Origin of the sequence: Variovorax sp. RTB1, assembly GCF_035018765.1 — a bacterium.
In the GTDB taxonomy this organism is placed as follows: Bacteria; Pseudomonadota; Gammaproteobacteria; order Burkholderiales; family Burkholderiaceae_C; genus Variovorax.
The window spans coordinates 24,333-45,422 of sequence record NZ_JASJXG010000008.1 but is presented as its reverse complement, the minus strand read 5'-3'; the positions used below and the strand labels follow the sequence as shown (position 1 = coordinate 45,422).

The following is a 21,090-nucleotide window of genomic DNA, read 5'->3' as shown; positions in this document are numbered from 1 at the left end:
CATTGGTATTTCGGGTGTTTTCCCTTAGGTCATCTTAGTAAACGCGTTGTACGATGACCTGCGCTGTTGATGGGCTCGAGACTGACTCGGCACCCATTCACGCATTTGTTCGACAAAGGCAGAAGTCCTTGCGGAGGCACCCCGATGAACGCTTCTTCCACCAGCCCGGCGGCCGTTCCGTATTGCGGTCTGCCCAACACTTTCCGCGCTGAGCTGGTCGCTGGCAAGCGCCTCATCGGCTGTTGGTGTTCGCTCGCCAGCCCAATCACCACCGAGGTGTTGGGCATCGCCGGCTTCGACTGGATCCTGCTGGATGCGGAGCACGCGCCGAACGATTCCATCAGCCTCATCCCGCAGCTGATGGCGTTGAAAGACAGCACCAGCGCGCCGGTGGTGCGGCCCTCGTGGAACAACACGGTCGAGATCAAGCGACTGCTCGACGCCGGTGTCTACAACTTGCTCATCCCGTTCGTGCAGAGCGCCGACGAAGCGCGGCACGCTGTGGCCGCCACGCGATATCCGCCGCAAGGCGTGCGCGGCGTATCGGTGTCGCAGCGCGGCAATCGCTACGGTGGACTCCCGCACTACATCCATCAAGCCAACGACCACATCGCGGTGATGGTGCAGATCGAAAGCCGGGCGGGTGTCGAGGCGACTGCGGAGATTGCCGCGGTGGAGGGCATCGACGGCATCTTCGTCGGCCCGCAAGACCTCGCCGCCGGCTACGGTCATCTGCACAACCCGAGCCATCCCGATGTGCAGGCCGCAATCAAGCGAGTCTTCGACAGTGCCCGCGCCGCCGGCAAGCCGAGCGGCATCCTGGCGCCCGTCGAGGCCGATGCACGGCGCTACCTGGAGTGGGGCGCAACCTTCGTGGCGGTGGGCAGCGACCTGGGCGTGCTGCGCGGCGGCACGCAGGCGCTTTGCGACAAGTACCGCGAGGGCGAAACGACACCGCTCGCTCCGCAATATTGATCGACTCGAATCAAGCGAACAACGAAGGACACCTCAAATGAAAATCGGATTCATCGGCCTCGGCATCATGGGCGCTCCCATGGCACTCAACCTACTGAACGCCGGCCACGAACTCTTCGTGCGCACCCGCAGCAAGGTGCCCGAGTCATTGTCGAAAGCCAAGGCCTGCAAGACCAACGCCGACGTCGCGCGGGCCGCCGATGTCATCGTGCTGATGCTGCCCGACACGCCCGATGTCGAGACGGTGCTGTTCGGCAAGGATGGTGTGGCCGAAGGCTTGTCAGCCGGCAAGACCGTGATGGACATGAGCAGCATCTCGCCGATCGAGACCAAGGTGTTCGCCAAAAAGATCAACGACCTCGGCTGCGAGTACCTCGATGCGCCGGTGTCGGGCGGTGAAGTCGGCGCCAAGGCGGCCAGCCTCACGATCATGTGCGGCGGCTCCGAGGCCACCTTCGACAAGGTCAAGCCATTGCTCGAAGCGATGGGGAAGAACATCACGCTGGTCGGCGGCAACGGTGATGGTCAGACGACCAAGGTGGCCAACCAGATCATCGTGGCGCTGAATATCGCTGCCGTGGGCGAGGCGCTGCTGTTCGCCAGCAAGGCCGGCGCCGATCCGGCCAAGGTGCGGCAGGCGCTGATGGGCGGCTTCGCGGCCAGCCGCATCCTAGAGGTGCACGGCGAGCGGATGATCAAGCGCACCTTCAACCCGGGCTTTCGCATCGCATTGCATCAAAAGGATCTGAGCCTGGCGCTGGCCGGCGCCAAGTCGATGGGCGTGGCCCTTCCGCAGACCGCATCGGCCGCACAGTTGATGGCGTCGTGCGCAGCGCATGGCTGGGACCAACTGGACCACTCGGCACTCGTGAAGGCGCTGGAGCAGATGGCCGCGCATGAAGTCGCAGCAGGCTAAGCCCGCTGGGGGTCGACTACCGATGCGCGATGGGTGGCGCAACGGTCGAGTGCCGTTCGACGATCTGAAAGCCGACATCGATGATCGGATGCTCGACCTTCTCGCCGCGGCATCGCTGAAGGATGAGTCCGGCTGCCAGTCGGCCGATCTCGGCGCCGTCGATCTGCACCGTGGTCAGCGACGGTTGCATGTGCGCTGCGAACTCGGCGCCACCAAAGCCGCAGATCGCGAGGTCGTGCGGAATGCGCAGGCCACGCGACTGCGCTTCGATTTGCACGCCTTGCGCCAGCGTGTCCGAACTGCAGCAGACAGCCTGCAATCGGGGCTCTTGTGTCAGAAGCTCGGTGAGCGCGCGCCGTCCCAATGCGATGCTGCTCGGTGCCGGGACGATGGCCGTTGGAACATCGTGGCCCAAGGTCGTGACGAAGCCTTCGCGCCGAAGCATTGCGCGGTGGTCGTCGCCGGTTGCAATGCCGAGCTTCTTCCATCCTTTCGACCGCAGGTATTCAGCGACGGCTCCGCCTACTTTCTGGTGCGAGAACCCGACCAGCATGTCGGCCGGCCGATCGTTCAGGTCCCATGTCTCGACCAACGGGATGCCGGACCGGCTGAGACGTTCCCGAGCGGCTGGCGAGTGGACCAGCCCCGTCACCACGATGCCATCGGGTCGGCGGCTCATCATCGTGTTGAGCAACGCTTCTTCGCGGGCATGGTCGTAGCCGCTCTGGCCAAGGATGAGCTGGTAACCGGCGGCGTCCAGCGCGCTGGTCAACGCCTCCACCGTGGGCAAAAACTGCGCCACGGAAATCGCCGGCACCAGACCGGCCACCATCAGACTCCGCTTCGATTTGAGCCCGCCTGCCAGCAGGTTGGGGATGTAGCCGGTGAGCGCGACCGCCTGCTGCACACGGGCGATCGTCGCTTCCGACACGAGCGACGGATTGCTGAGGGCTCGCGACGCAGTGATGAGCGAAACGCCGGCCGCCTCGGCGACTTCACGCAGCCTGGCCGGCTTTAGGTGGAAGGCGTTCGAATTTTGATCGTGCACGCAAGCGAACTCCGAAATGACACCGTTGTCATTTTCACCCGATTTTTTTAAGCACCACACCGTAGACGACATGACCAAGGAAACTTCCATGAAGAAACTGCTGATCGCCACCTCCATCGGCCTGATGGCCTTTGCCGCCCACGCCCAGAACTGGCCCGAGAAGTCGGTGACGCTCGTCGTTCCGTTCCCGCCGGGCGGCTCGACCGACCAGGTCGCTCGCGCTGTCGCACCGCGGATGGGCGACAAGTTCAAGCAGTCGTTCCTGGTCGACAACAAGGCAGGCGCCACGGGCACCATCGGCGCCACCTTCGTCAAGCGCGCCGCACCGGATGGCTACACCTTTCTGGTCACGTCGCTGGGTCCGCTGGTGATCGTGCCGCACCTCATGAAGGGCCTGCAGTACGACCCGTTGAAAGACTTCGACCTGATCACGGTGGCGGTCGCTTCGCCAAACATCCTGGTGGTCCCGGCGAGCTCGCCGCACAAGAGCGTGGCAGACGTCATTGCCTACGAGAAGGCCAACCCCGGCAAGATGACTTTCGCTTCGGCCGGCAACGGTTCCAGCGACCACCTGACGGCCGAACTGTTCTGGCAGCAGACCGGCACCACCGGCATTCACGTGCCGTACAAGGGCGGCGCACCCGCACACACCGACCTGATGGGCGGGCAGGTCGATGCCTCGTTCCAGAACGTCAACTCGGTGGCGCAGTACATCAAGGGCGGCAAGATGCGCGCGCTGGCCATCACCAGCCCCAAGCGCTCGCCGATCTTCCCCGACGTGCCGACGCTCGAAGAGGCAGGCGTGAAGGGCGTCGAGGTTGCTTCATGGCAGGCCATCGTGGCGCCGAAGGGCTTGCCCGTCGCTGTGCGCGACAAGGCCCATGCCGCGTTCGTCGAGGCGCTCAACGACCCGAAGGTCAAGGAGCAGTTCACCTCCATCGGCTTCGAGATGGTCGCCAACACGCCGGCACAGTTCGCAGAGTTTCAAAAGAAGGAATACGCGCGGTGGAAGAAGGTCATCGAAGCCGGAAAAATCACGATCGAGTGAGCAGGCTTCGATGAACCGAGCTACATCACCCGCACTGTCTAGCCAGGTTGCCGGCGACAGCATCGCCTGGATCCGCGTCTCTTCTTGCTACCTGCCGCTCGCCAACCCGATCAGCGATGCCAAGGTGCTGACCGGCCGGCAGAAGCCGATGACCGAAATCGCGATGCTCTTCGCCGAGATCGAGACGAAGGACGGGCACAAGGGCCTCGGCTTCAGCTATGCGAAACGCGCCGGTGGGCCAGGCCAATTCGCGCACGCCAAAGAGATTGCACCCGCGCTGCTGGGAGAAGACCCGAGCGACATCTCGAAGCTGTGGACCAAGCTGAGCTGGGCCGGCGCATCGGTGGGGCGCAGCGGCATGGCGGTGCAGTCCATCGGTGCCTTCGATGTCGCGCTGTACGACCTGAAGGCGCGCCGCGCCGGCCTGTCGCTTGCCAAGCTGCTCGGCTCGCAGCGTGACTCGGTGCGCTGCTACAACACCTCGGGCGGCTTCCTGCATACGCCCATCGATCAGCTGGTCGTCAATGCATCGGCATCGATCGAGCGCGGCATCGGCGGCATCAAGCTGAAGGTCGGCCAGCCCGACGGCAAGCTCGACATCCGCCGCGTCGAAGCCGTCCGCAAGCACTTGGGCGACGACGTGGCGCTGATGGTCGACGCCAACCAGCAATGGGACCGGCCGACGGCGCAGCGCATGTGCCGGATCTTCGAGCAGTTCAACCTGATATGGATCGAAGAGCCACTCGATGCGTACGACAACGAAGGCCACGCCGCGCTCGCCGCCACCTTCGACACGCCCATCGCCACCGGCGAAATGCTGACCAGCGCGGCCGAGCACGGCGAGCTGATCCGCCATCGCGCGGCCGACTACCTGATGCCCGACGCACCGCGCGTCGGCGGCATCACGCCGTTTCTGAAGATTGCGGCACAGGCAGAGCAGGCGGGCCTGATGCTCGGCCCGCACTTCGCGATGGAACTGCATGTGCACCTCGGCGCGGTGTACGCAACCGAACCCTGGGTCGAGCACTTCGACTGGCTCGAACCGCTCTTCAACGAGCGGCTCGAAATCGCCAACGGCCGCATGCTGGTGCCGACGCGACCAGGACTCGGGCTCAGCCTGAGCGAGCAGTGCAGGGCGTGGACGCGAGAAGAGGTCGAGGTGGGCACGCGGCCCTGACGGACACCCTACTTGCTGGGCGTCGAAGCGGCGGGCAGCGCCAACAACGGTGACTGCAGCAAGAGCGTCGCCGTCTTCTGAAGGTGCCGCGAGATGAGCTTTTGCGCACCAGGCACATCGCGACGCAGCACGGCGTTGAACAGCGCCTTGTGCTCGCCCTGTACGTCGCGCGCAACCACCGCCAGCGGCGCCGACAACTGCCGATAACGCTCGCTCTGTTGATAGAGCACGGTATGCATGCGGCGCAGCCAGACATTGGGACAGCCGGCGATCATCGTGTGATGGAAGTTGGCGTGGGCAAGCGTCCATTCGGCCGACAGATGCTGGCGGTCGTTCTGGTCCCGCTCATGCAGACGCGTCAATTGATGAAAGGCTGCGACGAGCGTGCTTTCCCAGTTCAGGTCGCCGTGCTTTATTGCATCGGCAATGCACAGCTTCTCTATCTCTACACGTGCCCGCACCAGCTGTGTGAGGTCTTCTTCCGACACCGCCGTCACGCGGTAGCCACGTTGCGGCTCCGACACCACCAGCGCATCGGCTTCGAGCATGGCCAGTGCTTCGCGCACCGCGCCGGCACTCACCGCGAGTTCAAGCGCCAACCCGGCGATGTTCAGCTTGGCACCCGGCAGCAGCCGACCCGAAAGGATGTCGGCGTGCATGCGCTCGTACACCAAACGGTTGTTCATCAACGGTTGCTTGCCGTTCGGGGCGGTGCTGGCGGCGAGTCTCATGAGCGTCGAAGAGGAGGCTACTGGGCGCGCCTCATTGCGGGAAAACCCCTGCAATGCGGGCGCGTGTATCGCTTGTGTATTGAGTGACTGAAAATATATGATAAGCCAACAAATGTACTGAGACAACCGAGAACTCCAACGAGACCACCATGGCCGCAGTCCACTCACTCGATCGCATCGTGTTCACCGTGCCCGACCTCGCGGCTGCCGAGCGCTTCTATGCCGCCTTCGGCCTTCGCACGGAAATGGCGGACGGAGAACTGGCACTCTTCACCGACGGCAACCCGCATTGCTGGGCTGTGTTGCACGAGGTGCGCGGTCAGCCGAAGAAGCTGCAGTACCTGAGCTTCGGATGTTTCGGGCAGGACTTCGAGACGATCGCGCAGAACGCCGAAATGCATCGACTCACGACCTGTGAGCCGCATCCGCTCTCGCGCATTGCCGGACTTTCTGGTGACTCGCAAGACGCGGCACAGAGCTTGTGGTTGCAGCATCCCGAAGGCTTTCCGGTGCAGATCAGGCCCGCGCCGAAAAGCTCGCCGACCCAGAAGAGCGTTGCATCGCGCGACCCGGTCGTGCCGGAGGGTCGTGGCGCAGCGCCCAACCGCGCCCGCGTTCCCCAGGTGCGGCCGCGGCGCCTGTCGCACGCGCTGTTTTTCTCCGGCGACGTCGCAGGTGCAGTGGCTTTTTACGAGCAGGCGCTGGGCCTGCGCGTGACCGATCGGTCGAGCGACGTGATCGTCTTCATGCACGGCGTCCATGGCAGCGACCACCATTTGCTCGCGCTCGCCAAGAGCGACGGACCCGGCTTGCACCACCTCAGCTGGGACGTTGCCAGTGTCGATCAGGTCGGCATGGGCATGGAGCAAATGCTCATCGCCGGTCACGAGCGCGGCTGGGGCGTGGGCCGCCACGTGCTCGGCTCCAACTACTTCTATTACGTGCGCGACCCGTGGGGCAGCTACTGCGAATACTCGTTCGACATCGACTTCGTGCCCTACGGATTCGACTGGCCGAGCGCCGACCATCCGCTCGAAGACTCGTTCTATGTCTGGGGTCCCCGCGTGCCAGAAGACTTCGTGAAGAACTATGAAACAACACCGCAGCACGCACCCGAAGTGACTGCGGACGAGATCACACCCTCCTGAATAGCTGAAAGAAAATTCCATGCGTTTCGTTTCGTTCCTTTCCGATGCCGGCACACCAGCCGCCACTGCCCATGTGGGTGTTCGCGTTGGCAATGATGTCGTCGATCTCACCGCCGATGGCTTGCCCGCCACGCTTGAAGAACTGCTTGCGCTGGGCGACGCCGGTATGGCGGCCGCGCGTGCCGCACTGGGCCGTGCAACCCGCAAGCTGCCTGCCGCCAGCCTCCGCTTGCTCGCGCCGTTTCGTGCACCGGCGAAAGCCATCGCGGTCGGCCTGAATTACGTCGACCATGCGGCCGAAAGCAAGTTCGATCCTCCGACCTATCCGGTTTTGTTCCATCGCTTTCCCAGCTCTTGGGTAGGTCACGGCACACCGATTGTTCGGCCGCACGTGTCGGAACAGTTCGACTACGAAGGCGAACTCCTCGTGGTCATCGGCAAGGGCGGCCGCTACATCGACAAGGCAGATGCACTGCAGCATGTGGCCGGCTATTCGATCTTCAACGACGGCTCACTGCGTGACTACCAGTTCAAGTCGGCGCAATGGATGATGGGCAAGAACTTCGATCGTTCGGGATCGATGGGCCCGGACTTCGTCACCGCCGACGAATTGCCCGAAGGCGCACGTGGCCTGAAGCTCCAGACCCGGCTCAACGGCAAGGTGGTGCAGGACGCCAACACGCGCGACATGATTTTCGACGTGGCCACGTTGGTTTCGGTGTGCTCCGAACCCTTCGCGCTGGAGCCGGGCGACGACATCATTTCCGGCACGCCTTCCGGTGTGGGACTGGCGCGCAAGCCGCCGCTGTGGATGCGGGCGGGTGATGTGTGCGAGGTCGAAATCGAAGGCGTCGGGCTGCTGTCGAATGCGGTGGTCGACGAGCAGGCATAGACGCGCCACTCCAATTGGCAGTGAGACTAGCGCCGACGGGCGCGGACCCAAATACAAAGACAGGAGACAAGACAATGCAATTCGACCGCCGCACATTCCTCTCAGCCCTCGCGGCTCTGGGTGTTCCTGGCCTTGCTGGCATCACTGGCCCGGCGCACGCGCAAGCACCCACCGGTGCGCCGATCAAGATCGGTGGCACGCTGGCACTCACCGGTCCGCTGTCGGCCACCGCCATGATCCACAAGCTCGTTGGCGAGATGTACATCGAGGAGCTGAATCGCCGTGGCGGATTGCTCGGCCGGCCTGTGGAATGGGTGCTGAAAGACGACCAGTCCAAGCCGGATCTGGCACGCACGCTGTACGAGCAACTGGTCACCGCCGACAAGGTCGACCTGTTGATCGGGCCTTACGCCACGGGTTCGATTCTCTCTGCGATGGGCGTGGCGCAGCGCTATAACAAGACGCTGGTGCACCACACCTTCGGTGTGCCGAGCCTGGCCAAGTACGAGCAGCAATTTCCTGCGTGGGCGATGGGGCCGGACCCGCAGACGACGGTCCCTAACCTGGTGCTCGACGCGCTCGCTGCATCGCCCAAGCCTCCGAAGACCATCGCGATTTTGACGAGCAAGTTTCCGTCGGTGCAGTTCGTGTCGTACGGCGCGCGCGAGGTCGCCAAGAAGCGCGGCTTGCAAGAGGTACTTTTCCTCGAATGGGACTTCGGCAATCGCGATTTCGGGCCGATTGCAGGCCGCGTCAAGGAGGCCAATCCCGACTTCGTCTGGAACGGCGCGCTCGGGCTCGAAGGCAACCAGATGCTCGACGCGATGAAGAAGATCGACTACCACCCGCCAAGCCATTTCTATCTCTACCCAGCCCCCGGTCCGATGATGAAAGCCGCCGAAGGCAACGGCGCGCTCACCGTCACCATCTTCGAAGACCAGGCGCCGTTCACCAACAATCCGGTGGCCGCGGCGTTTGCCAGGAGCTTTCGCGAGCGCGCGACCAAGGCCAATCTGCCCGACACAGGTGCCGAGACGCAGGCCGCGTCGTCCTATGCGGCGTGGCAGATCATCGAAGCCGGCGTGGTCGCGACCAAGTCGCTCGACGACAAGGCCATCGCGACCTGGATCAAGGGCAACCAGATCGACACCATCGAAGGCAAGTTGCGTTTCAACGAGCGCGGCAACTTCGGCGCCGATCTGTCGAAGCTGAAGCAGGTGCAGGACGGCCGCTGGGTCACCGTGTGGCCGGCCGACTGGGCGGCGGCGGGTATCAAGCTGCGCAACGCCTGACATGGCGATGCCGAGTTTCACGCTGCTGACGCAAGCCATCGTCAGCGGCTTGTTCACGGGCGCGATCTACGGACTGCTCGGCCTGGGGCTGAGCCTGTCTTGGGGTTTGTTGCGGCAAATAAACCTGGCACATTTCGGCCTCGCTTTTGCGAGTGCGTACCTGACTTACGCGCTGAACGAGCACGGTGTCGATTCGCTGTTTGCGCTGCTCATCATGCCGCCGGTGTTCTTCGTCATAGGCGCCGCCATCCAATGGGTGATGGCGCGCTTCAAAGTGAGCCCGTTCAACTCGCTGCTCGTGACCTTCGGACTCACCATCATTCTCGAAGCGCTGCTGCAGTGGATCTGGACTGCCGACTACCGTCGGCTCGAAACGCCCTATGGCGACATGAAATTGCGCGTCGGCGGCATCTACTTTCCATTGCCGGAGATGATCACGCTCGGGATCAGCGTCGCCATGGCGGCGGCGGTGTGGCTGGTGTTCCGGCGCAGCGACATCGGCAAGCCGATTCGCGCGGCGGCTGAAGATGCGCCCATCGCCGTCGCCTTCGGCATCAACGAAAAAGCGCTGGCGCTCGGACTCGCGGGACTGAACGCTGCGCTGGCCTCGATCGCCGGCGTCTGCATCGCGCTGACGTACACGCTAGCGCCGTCGCAGATCTTCACGTGGGTCGGCGTGGTGTTCGCGGTAGTGATGCTCGGTGGCCTCGGCCGACCGTGGGGGCCGTTGATCGCAGGCTGCGCCATCGGTGTCGTCGAAGCGCTGACCATGGCCATCGCCGCGCCGGCATGGGCGCCCCTGGTGTCGTTCTCGCTGCTGCTCGTCATGTTGCTGACGCGGCCGGGGAGGGCGTGAGATGAAGCGCTCGTTGTTGGTTCTGCTGGCCGTGGTCGCATGTCTTGCCGCACTGCCTTTCGTCGGGCTGCCGCGCTCGTGGGAATCGGTGCTGTACATGGTCTTCCACTGGATCGCACTGGCGACGTCGTGGAACCTGTTGTCGGGCTACTCGGGGTATTTCTCTTTCGGCCATGGCGCCTTCTTCGGCATTGGCATGTACACGACAGCGGTGCTGGCGACACGCCTCGATATTCCGTTTCTCTGGACACTTCCTGCCGCGGCGCTGGTGGCGGCGCTGTTCGGCAGCGTGCTTGGCGCGGTGGCGTTTCGAGTGAAGTCGGTGCGGGGTGAAGTCTTCGCGTTGCTGACGCTGGCCGCCACCTTCGTCGTTGCGACCGTCATCGTCAACACGCCCATCGACGGCGGGCCGGGCGTCTATCTCAACGGAGTGGCGGTGCCCGTGCTTGCGCCCACAGCGTCGGGCAGTTTCTACCTGCTGTCGTTGCTCGCGGCGGCCTTGGCGGTGCTTGCGAGCATCGTGGTTTTCTACTCGCGTTTCGGCACCGGCCTCTTCGCGATCCGCGACGACGAAGACGTGGCCGAGGTCATGGGCGTGCCGACCTATCGCTACAAGCTGCTGGCGTTGGCGCTGTCGAGCGGGCTTGCTGGGCTGGTCGGCGGCATCCATGCGCTGTTCGTTTCCTACGTGACCACCGCCGACACCTTCGGCATCACGCTGCCGCTCACGGTCGTGTTGATGGCGGTGCTCGGTGGATCGCGGCATTGGGCCGGCCCTGCGGTCGGCGCGGTGGCGATCACCGCGTTGCTCTTCGGCTTTACCTCGGCCGACAACGCGATTGCCGGCAAGGTGGTGCTGGGGCTGGTGCTGATCCTGGTGATCCTGTTCATGCCGCACGGCGTGCTGGGTCGCTGGACGAAGCGCAAGGCGCCGTTGCGGCCGGCGGTCATCGCCACCGCAAAACCGCGGTCGAGCTTCGCTGTGAACATAGCGTCGACGGATACGGCAAGCGACTTGTTGCTCAGCACGCGCGGCCTCGCCAAATCGTTCAACGGCGTGCAGGCACTGCGCGGCGTCGATGTCGACGTCCGGCGCGGAGAGATCCTTGGTTTGCTGGGGCCGAACGGTTCCGGTAAATCGACCTTCATCAACGTGGTGAGCGGGCATTACCTCGCCACTGCGGGGCAGGTGAAGTTCGACAATCGTGAGGTCACCGGCATCGCAGCGCATCGCGTGGCACGCAGCGGCATCGCACGCACGTACCAGATACCGCGACCGTTCTCGAACCTGACCGTGCTCGAAAACGTCGCGCTCACCTCCATGTTCGGTGCCGAAGGATTGGGCCGACACGCCGCCGAAGCGCAAGCCTGGCAATGGCTTGCGTTCACCGGCTTGTCGGAGCGCGCCGGTGCCTTGCCCGACGAGCTCAACCTGCACCAGCGCAAGTTCCTGGAGTTCGCACGGGCATTGGCGGCACGGCCTCAGTTACTGATGCTCGACGAGGTGTTGTCTGGCCTCACGCCATCCGAGATCGACGGTGCTGTGGCACTCATCGAACGCATTCGCGCCGAGGGCACGACGATCGTCTTCGTCGAGCATGTGATGCGTGCGGTGGCTGCGCTTTGCGACCGCATCGTCGTGTTCGATCGCGGCGCGGTGCTGGCGAGTGGCGCGTTCGCCGATGTCATGGCGCAACCCGATGTCGTGGTGGCGTACCTGGGCAAAGGCATCGACGCCGGCGGCGCAACGCGCGATGACAAACCCGACGCGCCACGGGGGGTGCTTCATGCTGCTTGAGATGAATTCGATCCGGGTCGCCTACGGTGCGGCGACCGCGCTGTGGTATGTGTTGCTCTCGGTCGCGGCCGGTGAGCTGCTTTGCGTGGTCGGCCCCAACAGCGCCGGCAAGAGCACGCTCATCAACACCATCGCCGGGCTCAACCGGTTGTCCGCCGGTTCGTACTTTCTGGATGGAAAGGATCTGTCGCGCATGCCGTCGCATCGCTTCTGCTCGGAAGGCATCGCGCTGGTGCCGGAGAGCCGTCGTCTGTTCGGGCAGATGACCGTGCGCGAGAACCTCGAACTCGGCAGCTATGCAGCGCATGCGAAGCCGTATCGGGCGCAGACGATGGAGCGCGTCTGCGCGTTGTTTCCGATGCTGGTGTCGCGGCTCGCGCAGCCCGCGGGTTCGCTGTCGGGCGGACAGCAGCAGATGGTGGCGATCGGCCGCGCGCTGATGGCGCGGCCCCGGTTGCTGCTGCTCGACGAGCCGTCGCTCGGGTTGGCGCCAAGCGTGGTGCACGACATGTTCGAGGCCATCCGAACCATCCACGCCGAGGGCATGGCCGTGCTGCTGGTCGAACAGAACGTCGGTATGGCGCTGGCGGTGGCCGATCGCGGCGCCGTACTGGAAGAAGGACGCATCGTGGCCAGCGGAACGCCGACGGAGTTGGCGGGTCGACCCGAAATCCGGCGGGCCTATCTGGGCGCTGGCGCGGACGGGGATGAGGTCCGCTGAGGGGACAGAATCGAGGGATGCATTCATTCAGTTTTCAGACAATGCGCGCCGTGCGCTTCGCCGCGATGGCATCGGTCATCGGTGTCTTCGCAGGCTGCGCCTCTGCTCCTCCGGCGCCGTCGTCTTCTCCAGCACCGGCAACGATTGCACTGACGCCGACACCAAAGCCTTCGCCGGACGACACCACGCTCGAACAAGGCTTCGCACGTTGGATTGCTGACTTCCGCGCCAGCGCCCGTTCCGCCGGCATCAGCGATGCCACGCTGCGCCTTGCCTTCGACAACGTGCACTACTTGCCGCGCGTCGTCGAGCTCGATGGCGCACAGCCCGAATTCACGCGCGCGGTGTGGGACTACCTCGACAACACCGTGACGGCACAACGCATTGCGACAGGGCTGGACAAGCTGACGCAGCTTCGTCGCGAAGCCGATGCAGCGGCCGCTCGCTATGGCGTGCCGCCCGCCATCGTGGTCGCGATCTGGGGCATGGAAAGTAATTTCGGCAGCAACTACGGCAGCACCCCGACCATCGATGCGCTGGCGACGCTCGGCTTCGAAGGTCGCCGCGAAGACTGGGCGCGCCGTGAATTGATGGCGGCGCTGAAGATCCTCGACAACGGCGACATCGACCGCGATCACATGATCGGCTCGTGGGCTGGCGCCATGGGTCAAACGCAGTTCTTGCCCTCCAACTTCCTGGCCTATGCGGTGGATGCCGACGGTGATGGCCGCCGCGACATCTGGGGCAGCATGGCGGACGTGATGTCGTCGACCGCCAACTTCCTGTCGCGTTCGGGCTGGCAAGCCGGCAACCCATGGGGCGTCGAAGTACAGCTGCCGACAGGCTTCGACTACGGGCGCGCCGACACGTCGGTCCGCCAGTCGAGTACGCAATGGGCCGCGGAAGGTGTGCGGTCGATGGACGGCCAGCCCTTGCCGGCCATCGACGACAGCATGGTCTTGCTGCCTGCCGGTGCGCGCGGTCCGGCGTTCCTGGTGGGGCCCAACTTTCGCGCCATCCTTCGCTACAACAACTCGACCAGCTACGCGCTCGCAGTTGGCCTGCTGTCGCAGCGCCTCGCAGGCGGTGCGGGCGTGCAGGCGACATGGCCGCGCGATCTGCAGTCGCTCTCGCGCAGCCAGTTGGTCGCGATGCAGACCGCGTTGAACCAGCGCGCCTTTGCCAGCGGCACGCCCGACGGGATGATGGGACCGGCCACGCGGGATAGCTTGCGGCGCTACCAGCGGAGCATCGGGCTGCCGGCGGACGGGTATCCGACCATGGAGTTGTTGGGGCGCTTGCAGCAGCCCTGATTCCCCGGCGCAGTTCAGTCCGCGTCCCCTCTGGCCCAGTGCGACCTCGGCCAACCGCTGTTCGATCGCTCGGGTCTGCAGGCGCGTCCGATGAAGCTGGCGCAAGAAGTCGCTACTGTGATGCGTGATGCGCGATGCGCTGCAGCAACTGGAGTCGCTGCGAAAAGTGTCCGACTGCGACGCTCCAAGGCGTGGTGCAGCTGGGTGTCATCGAATCGATGCAGCCGGTCGTCTTGTCGAACACCATGCAGACCTTGCTGGAACGCTATCCGGGACTGGAGCTGCGACCGTCGCGCGGTCGCAGTTCAGCCCTGACGGCAGCGGTCAAGGCTGGGGAGCTCGATGCGGTGACAGGCACGCTGGCCGCCCGCTTCGTGAACACCCATGTGCGAGAGGAGCGCGGCCATCTCGAAATCGACAGCACGCCCGCCATCGTCGCCATGGTCAGCGCCGGCCTCGGCATCTCTGTCGTTCAGATCGCCGCCCCCGGCCTGTTGAACATGTACCCGGTGCGGATCGTCCGGCTCGGGCGCAACGCGCCGGTGCTGCAACTGTCCCTCGTCACGCGCCAGGCCGACGACGACAGCCGGCCGATGGCGGCGGTACGCGATGCGATGCTGTCGGCGCTGATGAATGCTGAGCAGCGGCGCAGTCGTTAGGGGGTAGTGGTTTGCAACACGCCACTATGGACGCGGGTAACTCATTTCGAACGACTGCCTTTGTCGAACTCGCCCGGCCAGAGCGTCGAGTCTTGGAAGCTCAGGAGTCCAGGTGGCTGTCCCAAATCTGAACTGGACATATTCGAGTGCCGTCACGCTGGTGATCACGGAAAGATCTGGCACACCATTCGTGTATTCGGGCGGGTCTGCTTCCAGGCGTTGCAATCCATCGACAATCGAACGCCGCCGCCGCAGTCCCACAGGGGCGTTGTCGAAGTCCGCATCGGTAATCTTGCGACCGATCAGGGTGTGTACTGCAGCGTCGATGACGCCCATCGCAATGCCGGCGCGCGACAACACTGCTGTGATGTCGTGACCCAGTAACGACGGTTCTGGTTGTCGGTGTTCAAGCCACATGACAATGAGAAGGGACTCGGTCAACGACCTGCCTTCACTGGTGATGAGCGCGGGCACTCTGGCTGCGGTGTTGACCTCGAGCAACTGAGGCGCATCCGCCCATGGGTCGACGATATCGGCAGACAAGTCGCCAATTTCCTTTTCCGCCAGCGCAATGCGAGCGATGCGCGCATACGGCGACGTGGTGTTGAGAAGTAGGTGCATGTTGGGTCCCACGGTTGTCCGCGCACTGTAGGTTTCGGAGGCTGGCCGCAAGAAGCTGAATCTCGACAACCGGCCTTATCGAATATTCAGAGTCCGGGGAAACCCTTCGTGCAACCGCAAAGATGCAACCTGGCGATGTCATACTGCCGCCCCCACACGGAGTCGCCTTGCATGTTGCCCGACATTGATTCACTCGCGCTTTTCGTCAAGGCGGCCGAACTGCGCAGCCTGACGCGCGCAGCCGGTTCCTCGCACATGGGCCTGGCGGCCGCCAGCCGCAGAATCGTCTTGCTGGAGCACCGCCTCAAGACCACGCTTCTTGCACGTTCGCCCAAGGGTGTCGAACTCACCCCGGCCGGCGAAACACTGCTGGTCCATGCCAAGGCGATCCTGCTGCGGCTCAACCAGATGCAGGCCGACATGGACGACCACGGTGCCGGCCGTCGCGGGCAGCTGCGAATTCTGGCCAACACTTCGGCCATGGCGCAATACGTACCGGATGACTTGGCGCGCTTCACCCGGGCCAACCCTGACGTGAGGCTTATCGTCGAGGAGCGCTGGAGCGCCCTGATCGTTCTGGCGCTGCTGGCCGGCGAAGCGGATGTCGGCATCATCATGGAAGGCGCCCCGACGGATGGACTCGAAGTCTTCAAGTACCGGTCGGACCGACTCGCCATCGTCGTGCCGCAGGGCCATCCGCTGGCTGCTGCGGATACAGCGTCGTTCAGCGACGTGCTGGACTACGACCTGGTCGCGCTCGAAAGCGACTCGTCGATGATGCGACTGCTGTCAGAACACGCAATCAGCGCGGAGAAGGGACTGCGACTGAGCGTGCAGGTGCGGAGCTTCGAGGTCGTGTGCCGTGTCGTGCAGTCCAGCCTTGGCGTGGGTCTGCTTCCCTTTGACGCCGCCAGTGTGATCGGGCAGAGCATGGGACTCAGCGTACGGCCGTTGAGCGACGCGTGGGCCGTGCGGCAAATGCTGGCCTGCGTCAAGAAGGGCAGGCCGCGAAGCGCCTCGCTGAGTTGCATGCTCGAGGTGCTGACCTCGTCCGGCTAGCTGCTGCTGTCTCGACGGCTCGTGGTCTGCCGGTTTTGCAAAACGCGTTGCGCTTTCATGATCACAGGGCGGTCGACCATCTTGCCTTCCACTGCGACAGCGGCGCCGGCCGATCGCGCTATCGCTTCCATCACCTGCACCGCCCAGGCAATTTCGGCGGCGCTGGGCGAGAAGGCCTCGTTCACGATCGCCACCTGCAGCGGATGAATGCAGAGCTTGCCGGCAAAGCCAAAGCGCCTTGAACGTTCCGCGTCGGCTCGCAGGACGTCCATGTTGCCGATGTCTGCGGTGACGCCATCGAGCGGCGGCTGGAGGCCGGCGAGCCGTGATTCCAGGACCAGTCGGGACCGGAAGTAGTGCAGGGCGTCGTCATCGCCGGATATGCCCGTGTCGACCTGGAAATCGATGGTGCCGAAGGCCAGTCTTTCCACCCTCGGAGTACTTGCCAACTCAGCGAGATGCTGAAAGGCGCGCGCGCTCTCGACGATAGGAAGCAGACATTTTTCATGCAGCGTGCAAGCGTGCACCAGCGCGGCGTCGAGTTGCTCTGCCTTCGGCACCATCAGCCCCAGGACACCGGGGTGTTGCAGCAAGCAGAGGTCGTCTTCGTACCAGGAGGTGTCGACACTGTTGATGCGGACCAGAACGGGGTGCTCGGGCGACAGCCACGCCAGCACGGCCGCGCGAGCCTGCATCTTGCGGGTGGCGTCGACTGCATCTTCCAGGTCAAGGATCACGGCGTCGGCTGCACTGGTCCAGGCCTTGTCGAAACGGTCTGGCCGGTCACCGGGCACGAAGAGATAGGAACGCGACGCGGCGCGATCCGCGGGCGGAGTCGTCATGCCGCCGATCTTTTCATGGCCTGCGCGCATTTGGAATTCGACATTGTCGAAGGGGGGCTTCGACGCATTGGCTCAGTAATTTCCCTAATGTCGAATCTGGACAAGTCCCGCTTGATCAAATCCCGATGGCCGGACCGGCACTGTCTTCGCAAAATTAGTCTGGAAAGGACTGCACGATGACACGACCACTCGACGGCATTACGGTGATCTCTCTGGAACACGCCATTGCCGCGCCGTTCTGCACACGCCAACTGGCAGACCTCGGCGCGCGGGTCGTCAAGGTCGAGCGTCCGGGCGCCGGCGACTTTGCACGGGCCTACGACCAGCGTGTCGATGGCGAGGCCTCGCATTTCGTCTGGGTCAACCGCTCCAAGGAGAGTCTGACGCTGGACCTCAAGCAGCCGTCTGCGCTGGCCGTGTTGAGGGAACTGCTAAGCGGCGCTGACGTGTTGGTGCAGAACCTCGCGCCGGGCGCGGCGGCGCGCATGGGTCTGGATGCCCGAACGCTGCAGGCGCTGCATCCGAAGCTCATCGTGTGCGATATCTCTGGCTATGGGGAGGACGGACCCTACCGCGACAAGAAGGCGTACGACCTGCTGATTCAAAGTGAGGCCGGTTTCCTGTCGGTGACCGGTACAACGGACGAGCCCTGCAAGTCCGGCAATTCGATTGCCGACATTGCAGCCGGTATGTATGCCTACACCGGCATCCTCGCCGCGCTGATCCAGCGCGGCAAGACGGGCCGGGGTTCGCACATCGACGTGTCGATGCTCGAGTCCCTAGCCGAGTGGATGGGATTCCCGATGTACTACGCCTACGATGGCGCGCCACCGCCGCCACGCAGCGCGGCAGCGCACGCCACCATCTACCCGTACGGGCCGTTTCCGGCGGGCGACGGCGGCACGGTGATGCTGGGACTGCAGAACGAGCGTGAGTGGCGCCTCTTTTGCGAGAAGGTTCTGTTGACGTCGTCCCTGGCTGATGATCCACGCTTCGATGCGAACGCCAAACGCAATTCGAACCGGGAGGTGCTGCGCGACATCATCCACGCGACCTTTAATTCGCTGAGTACAGAACAAGTGTTGGAGCGCCTCGATGCTGCGCAGATCGCCAATGCACGAATGAACGACATGTCGCAACTCTGGGAACACCCGCAACTTAAAGCGCGCGATCGCTGGCGCAGCGTGGGCTCGCCTGCCGGCCCGATTCCGGCGCTGCTGCCGCCTGGAAGGCAGAGTGCCTTCGCCTATCGGATGGATGCGGTGCCTGCAGTCGGCGAACACACAGACGCCATCCTCCGCTCGATCGGCCGCAGCCCGGACGACATTGCGGCACTGCGCGCCGCCGTGGCGATCTGAACTTCCCACCCATTAGCCGCTGACCGCCTGAATATTTATGAATTCCTCATTCCATTCGATAGACGCTGCACTGTCGACCAATCCGTCCAACGGCGACGTGATCGGCCGCTATCCCTACGAGTCGATCGAGCACCTCAACCGATCCGTTGGTCTGTCCATGCAAGGGTTCAAGGCCTGGTCTGGCACGACGGTACAGACCCGGCTCGACATGCTGGCGCGCATGGCCGCGGTCCTGCGTCGCGACATCGAAGCGCTGGCCCGGATGGCCACCCGCGAAATGGGCAAGCCGATCGTGCAGGCGCGTGCGGAAGTCGAGAAATGCGCCGTGCTGTGCGACTGGTATGCCCAGAATGGCGCCGCGATTCTGGGCGACCAGTCCACCGCCATCGGTGAGCAGGCCTATGTGTCCTACCTGCCGCTGGGGCCGGTACTTGCGGTCATGCCCTGGAACTTTCCGTACTGGCAGGTTCTTCGAGGCGCTGTGCCGATCCTGCTCGGCGGCAACGCGTACGTGCTCAAGCACGCGCCCAATGTCATGGGGTGCGCCTATCTCGTCGAAGCCGCGTGGCTGGAGGCTGGCGTGCCGCCAGGCGCTTTCAGCGTGCTCAACATCACGCCGGAGCTCGTGGCCAAGGCCATTGTCGACCCGCGGATCGCCGCGGTCGCCGTCACCGGCAGCGTCCGGGCCGGCTCGGCCATTGCTGCCCAAGCCGGTGCCGCCCTTAAGAAAACCGTGCTGGAGCTCGGTGGCTCGGACCCTTTCATCGTGTTGGCCGACGCCGACCTCGAGTCGGCGGTCAAAGCCGCTGTCGTCGGCCGCTTTCAGAACACCGGACAAATTTGTATCGCAGCCAAGCGCATCATTCTTGAAGCGCCGATTGCGGCGGCGTTTACCGAACGATTCGTCCAAGCGGTGTCGGCCTTGCAGATCGGCGATCCGGCAGACGAGACAACCTACATTGGCCCGATGGCGCGGTACGACTTGCGCGACGAGCTCGACACGCAAGTCCAGCGCACCGTCGAGGCTGGCGCCGAGGTGCTGCTGGGTGCCAGCAAGATGGCGGGCAAAGGGAATTACTACGAGCCCACCGTGCTTGCGGGCGTGAGACCCGGCATGGTCGCATTCGATCAGGAGACCTTTGGGCCGGTCGCGGCGCTGACCGTAGCCGAGAGCGTCGACGATGCGATCGACCTGGCCAACAATAGCGAGTTCGGTCTGAGCGGCGCTCTCTGGACCCAAAACAAGGACCTGGCCCGGCAACTCGCCCGTCGGGTCGACACCGGTGGAATTTTCGTGAACGGCTTTTCAGCGTCGGACCCGCGCGTGCCGATCGGCGGCGTCAAGAAAAGCGGCTACGGGCGTGAGCTGTCCCACTATGGCGTTCACGAATTCATGAACGCACAGACCGTCTGGTTCGACAGGACTTGATCAGGGGGTCATGGCGTCCAACTGCTCCAGCATGCCAGGCTTGCGTCTGACCGGCGGAGCGTCTTTTTTATCTAAAACCAAGGACCACCTAAATGCAAAAAACTTTCACCAAACGCCTCGGCATTCTTCGCAAGAAGGAAAGCCTCTCGCACGACGAGTTCGTCAATCATTGGATGAACAAGCACGCTGCACTCTGCAAGATATTGCCCGGGCTGCGCCGTTACTCGGTCAATCTGGTGGATCGCGAACGTTTTCCCAAGTTTGGCTACGACGGATTCTCTGAGCTCTGGTTTGATTCGGAGGAGGCCATGGTTGCTGCGTTCGCGAGTCCCGAGGGTGTGACGCTGCTGGCTGACTTGCCTAATTTTGCGGGCGACATTGATCCGATCATTTCGGTCGAAACGCAGATCCTCTGGCCGTAAAGTTTTCAGAAGGGACTACACCGTGGCACAGATTCAAAACAAGATCGCGCTCATCACAGGTGCCGCGGGCGGCTTTGGTGAAGGCATTGCCCGCCTCTTCGCGGCGGAGGGCGCCCGCGTACTCATTGCCGATCTTGACGGCGACCGAGCAAGGCACGTTGCAGAGTCGATCGGCCCGTGTGCGCTGGCTGTCCGGTGCGACGTGTCAATTGCAGATGATATCAATGCAGCTGTTGACGCGTGCACGAGGGCGTTCGGCGTGCCGGACATCGTCGTCAACAATGCCGGAACTACGCATCGCAACCAGCCGATGCTGGAAGTCGACGAAGCAACTTTTGATCGCGTTTTCAACGTCAACGTCAAATCCATTTTTCATATGACGCGCGCAGTGGTGCCGCTGATGCGCCAGCGTCGCAGTGGCTCGATCATCAACATCGGCTCAACTGCTGGTTTGCGACCGCGGCCAGGATTGACTTGGTACAACGCGTCGAAGGGCGCCGTAAATCTGCTCTCGAAGTCCATGGCAGCCGAGCTTGGACCCGACAACATTCGAGTCAACGCAATTTGCCCGGTGATGGGTGCGACCGGCCTCATCGAGCAGTTCCTTGGTATGCCGGACACGCCTGAAAACCGCGCAAGAATTGTCGCGAGCATTCCACTGGGTCGGATGTCGACTCCCGAAGATGTGGCCAACGCGGCGCTCTGGCTCGCGAGCGACGCTTCTGCATTCATCACAGGCGTGGAATTGCCGGTCGACGGCGGACGAACGATCTAGGCGGTCGACT

20 protein-coding genes and 1 pseudogene are annotated in these 21,090 nt (G+C 63.6%); 17 read left to right on the top strand and 4 right to left on the bottom strand.

Annotation, left to right across the window (positions count from 1 at the left end):
• Positions 1-144: 144 nt before the first annotated feature.
• Positions 145-936: pseudogene (gene garL, locus QN397_RS07890) on the top strand (2-dehydro-3-deoxyglucarate aldolase); the annotation flags it as partial.
• On the top strand, positions 839-1,891 hold the full coding sequence (locus tag QN397_RS07885; RefSeq protein WP_323500587.1) for a 2-hydroxy-3-oxopropionate reductase: 1,053 nt from the start codon (positions 839-841) through the stop codon (positions 1,889-1,891). The pseudogene garL and the gene QN397_RS07885, both read left to right, overlap by 98 nt.
• Positions 1,892-1,907: 16 nt before the next feature.
• Here the strand turns inward: QN397_RS07885 and QN397_RS07880 are convergent, their stop codons facing one another.
• Positions 1,908-2,939 (bottom strand): LacI family DNA-binding transcriptional regulator, encoded by a 1,032-nt coding sequence (locus tag QN397_RS07880; RefSeq protein ID WP_323500586.1) that lies wholly within the window; start codon positions 2,937-2,939, stop codon positions 1,908-1,910.
• 88 nt (positions 2,940-3,027) lie between these two features.
• Here QN397_RS07880 and QN397_RS07875 point away from each other — a divergent pair, with 88 nt between their 5' ends.
• Positions 3,028-3,987 (top strand): Bug family tripartite tricarboxylate transporter substrate binding protein, encoded by a 960-nt coding sequence (locus QN397_RS07875; RefSeq protein WP_323500585.1) that lies wholly within the window; start codon positions 3,028-3,030, stop codon positions 3,985-3,987.
• A 10-nt stretch (positions 3,988-3,997) separates the two neighbouring features.
• On the top strand, positions 3,998-5,164 hold the full coding sequence (locus tag QN397_RS07870) for an L-talarate/galactarate dehydratase (RefSeq protein WP_323500584.1): 1,167 nt from the start codon (positions 3,998-4,000) through the stop codon (positions 5,162-5,164).
• 8 nt (positions 5,165-5,172) lie between these two features.
• On the opposite strand, the gene QN397_RS07865 is transcribed toward QN397_RS07870, so the two are convergent.
• Positions 5,173-5,895, bottom strand: a complete 723-nt coding sequence (locus QN397_RS07865; RefSeq protein WP_323500583.1) for a GntR family transcriptional regulator — start codon at positions 5,893-5,895, stop codon at positions 5,173-5,175.
• A 149-nt stretch (positions 5,896-6,044) separates the two neighbouring features.
• On the opposite strand from QN397_RS07865, the gene QN397_RS07860 reads away from it, so the two are divergent.
• The 8 genes from QN397_RS07860 (at position 6,045) to QN397_RS07825 (ending at position 14,574) form a co-directional block, all read left to right on the top strand.
• Positions 6,045-7,043 (top strand): VOC family protein, encoded by a 999-nt coding sequence (locus tag QN397_RS07860; protein WP_323500582.1) that lies wholly within the window; start codon positions 6,045-6,047, stop codon positions 7,041-7,043.
• A 19-nt stretch (positions 7,044-7,062) separates the two neighbouring features.
• Positions 7,063-7,935, top strand: a complete 873-nt coding sequence (locus QN397_RS07855; protein WP_323500581.1) for a fumarylacetoacetate hydrolase family protein — start codon at positions 7,063-7,065, stop codon at positions 7,933-7,935.
• 74 nt (positions 7,936-8,009) lie between these two features.
• Positions 8,010-9,227, top strand: a complete 1,218-nt coding sequence (locus tag QN397_RS07850; RefSeq protein ID WP_323500580.1) for an amino acid ABC transporter substrate-binding protein — start codon at positions 8,010-8,012, stop codon at positions 9,225-9,227.
• A gap of 1 nt (position 9,228) precedes the next feature.
• On the top strand, positions 9,229-10,083 hold the full coding sequence (locus QN397_RS07845; RefSeq protein ID WP_323500579.1) for a branched-chain amino acid ABC transporter permease: 855 nt from the start codon (positions 9,229-9,231) through the stop codon (positions 10,081-10,083).
• Between the two features lies 1 nt (position 10,084).
• Entirely contained in the window at positions 10,085-11,881 is a 1,797-nt protein-coding gene (locus tag QN397_RS07840; protein WP_323500578.1) for a branched-chain amino acid ABC transporter ATP-binding protein/permease, read from the top strand.
• Position 11,882: 1 nt separating this feature from the next.
• The gene (locus tag QN397_RS07835) at positions 11,883-12,602 is read left to right on the top strand and encodes an ABC transporter ATP-binding protein (RefSeq protein WP_323500577.1); all 720 of its coding nucleotides are present in this window, start codon (positions 11,883-11,885) and stop codon (positions 12,600-12,602) included.
• A gap of 17 nt (positions 12,603-12,619) precedes the next feature.
• Positions 12,620-13,915: a lytic murein transglycosylase gene (locus QN397_RS07830; RefSeq protein ID WP_416352317.1), complete on the top strand. Its 1,296-nt coding sequence runs from the start codon at positions 12,620-12,622 to the stop codon at positions 13,913-13,915.
• Positions 13,916-14,049: 134 nt separating this feature from the next.
• On the top strand, positions 14,050-14,574 hold the full coding sequence (locus QN397_RS07825; protein WP_416352316.1) for a LysR substrate-binding domain-containing protein: 525 nt from the start codon (positions 14,050-14,052) through the stop codon (positions 14,572-14,574).
• A 24-nt stretch (positions 14,575-14,598) separates the two neighbouring features.
• On the opposite strand, the gene QN397_RS07820 is transcribed toward QN397_RS07825, so the two are convergent.
• Entirely contained in the window at positions 14,599-15,195 is a 597-nt protein-coding gene (locus QN397_RS07820; protein WP_323497724.1) for a glutathione S-transferase N-terminal domain-containing protein, read from the bottom strand.
• 171 nt (positions 15,196-15,366) lie between these two features.
• Between QN397_RS07820 and QN397_RS07815 the strand changes: the two genes are divergently transcribed.
• Positions 15,367-16,254 (top strand): LysR family transcriptional regulator, encoded by an 888-nt coding sequence (locus QN397_RS07815; RefSeq protein ID WP_323500575.1) that lies wholly within the window; start codon positions 15,367-15,369, stop codon positions 16,252-16,254.
• Here QN397_RS07815 and QN397_RS07810 read toward each other — a convergent pair.
• Entirely contained in the window at positions 16,251-17,096 is an 846-nt protein-coding gene (locus tag QN397_RS07810; RefSeq protein WP_323497722.1) for a CoA ester lyase, read from the bottom strand. The two genes, QN397_RS07815 and QN397_RS07810, sit on opposite strands and share 4 nt — an antisense overlap.
• A gap of 176 nt (positions 17,097-17,272) precedes the next feature.
• On the opposite strand from QN397_RS07810, the gene QN397_RS07805 reads away from it, so the two are divergent.
• The 4 genes from QN397_RS07805 to QN397_RS07790 all read left to right on the top strand — a co-directional run bounded on the left by QN397_RS07805 (position 17,273) and on the right by QN397_RS07790 (position 21,080).
• Complete coding sequence (locus tag QN397_RS07805; protein WP_323497721.1) at positions 17,273-18,454, top strand: CaiB/BaiF CoA-transferase family protein; 1,182 nt, start codon at positions 17,273-17,275, stop codon at positions 18,452-18,454.
• Between the two features lie 37 nt (positions 18,455-18,491).
• The gene (locus QN397_RS07800) at positions 18,492-19,883 is read left to right on the top strand and encodes an NAD-dependent succinate-semialdehyde dehydrogenase (protein ID WP_323500574.1); all 1,392 of its coding nucleotides are present in this window, start codon (positions 18,492-18,494) and stop codon (positions 19,881-19,883) included.
• Between the two features lie 92 nt (positions 19,884-19,975).
• Positions 19,976-20,305 (top strand): EthD family reductase, encoded by a 330-nt coding sequence (locus tag QN397_RS07795; RefSeq protein WP_323497719.1) that lies wholly within the window; start codon positions 19,976-19,978, stop codon positions 20,303-20,305.
• 22 nt (positions 20,306-20,327) lie between these two features.
• Positions 20,328-21,080: a glucose 1-dehydrogenase gene (locus tag QN397_RS07790; RefSeq protein ID WP_323497787.1), complete on the top strand. Its 753-nt coding sequence runs from the start codon at positions 20,328-20,330 to the stop codon at positions 21,078-21,080.
• The last annotated feature ends 10 nt before the right edge of the window (positions 21,081-21,090 follow it).

What these genes read in the sequence shown, in the direction of transcription:
- QN397_RS07855 (WP_323500581.1), top strand. Translation starts at nt 7,063, where the DNA reads ATGCGTTTCGTTTCGTTCCTTTCCGATGCCGGCACACCAGCCGCCACT.
- QN397_RS07835 (WP_323500577.1), top strand. Translation starts at nt 11,883, where the DNA reads ATGAATTCGATCCGGGTCGCCTACGGTGCGGCGACCGCGCTGTGGTAT.
- QN397_RS07795 (WP_323497719.1), top strand. Translation starts at nt 19,976, where the DNA reads ATGCAAAAAACTTTCACCAAACGCCTCGGCATTCTTCGCAAGAAGGAA.
- QN397_RS07800 (WP_323500574.1), top strand. Translation starts at nt 18,492, where the DNA reads ATGAATTCCTCATTCCATTCGATAGACGCTGCACTGTCGACCAATCCG.
- QN397_RS07840 (WP_323500578.1), top strand. Translation starts at nt 10,085, where the DNA reads ATGAAGCGCTCGTTGTTGGTTCTGCTGGCCGTGGTCGCATGTCTTGCC.
- QN397_RS07845 (WP_323500579.1), top strand. Translation starts at nt 9,229, where the DNA reads ATGGCGATGCCGAGTTTCACGCTGCTGACGCAAGCCATCGTCAGCGGC.
- QN397_RS07870 (WP_323500584.1), top strand. Translation starts at nt 3,998, where the DNA reads ATGAACCGAGCTACATCACCCGCACTGTCTAGCCAGGTTGCCGGCGAC.
- QN397_RS07810 (WP_323497722.1), bottom strand. Translation starts at nt 17,096, where the DNA reads ATGACGACTCCGCCCGCGGATCGCGCCGCGTCGCGTTCCTATCTCTTC.
- QN397_RS07820 (WP_323497724.1), bottom strand. Translation starts at nt 15,195, where the DNA reads ATGCACCTACTTCTCAACACCACGTCGCCGTATGCGCGCATCGCTCGC.
- QN397_RS07825 (WP_416352316.1), top strand. Translation starts at nt 14,050, where the DNA reads ATGCGCTGCAGCAACTGGAGTCGCTGCGAAAAGTGTCCGACTGCGACG.
- QN397_RS07875 (WP_323500585.1), top strand. Translation starts at nt 3,028, where the DNA reads ATGAAGAAACTGCTGATCGCCACCTCCATCGGCCTGATGGCCTTTGCC.
- QN397_RS07850 (WP_323500580.1), top strand. Translation starts at nt 8,010, where the DNA reads ATGCAATTCGACCGCCGCACATTCCTCTCAGCCCTCGCGGCTCTGGGT.
- QN397_RS07865 (WP_323500583.1), bottom strand. Translation starts at nt 5,895, where the DNA reads ATGAGACTCGCCGCCAGCACCGCCCCGAACGGCAAGCAACCGTTGATG.
- QN397_RS07885 (WP_323500587.1), top strand. Translation starts at nt 839, where the DNA reads ATGCACGGCGCTACCTGGAGTGGGGCGCAACCTTCGTGGCGGTGGGCA.
- QN397_RS07815 (WP_323500575.1), top strand. Translation starts at nt 15,367, where the DNA reads ATGTTGCCCGACATTGATTCACTCGCGCTTTTCGTCAAGGCGGCCGAA.
- QN397_RS07805 (WP_323497721.1), top strand. Translation starts at nt 17,273, where the DNA reads ATGACACGACCACTCGACGGCATTACGGTGATCTCTCTGGAACACGCC.
- QN397_RS07830 (WP_416352317.1), top strand. Translation starts at nt 12,620, where the DNA reads ATGCATTCATTCAGTTTTCAGACAATGCGCGCCGTGCGCTTCGCCGCG.
- QN397_RS07860 (WP_323500582.1), top strand. Translation starts at nt 6,045, where the DNA reads ATGGCCGCAGTCCACTCACTCGATCGCATCGTGTTCACCGTGCCCGAC.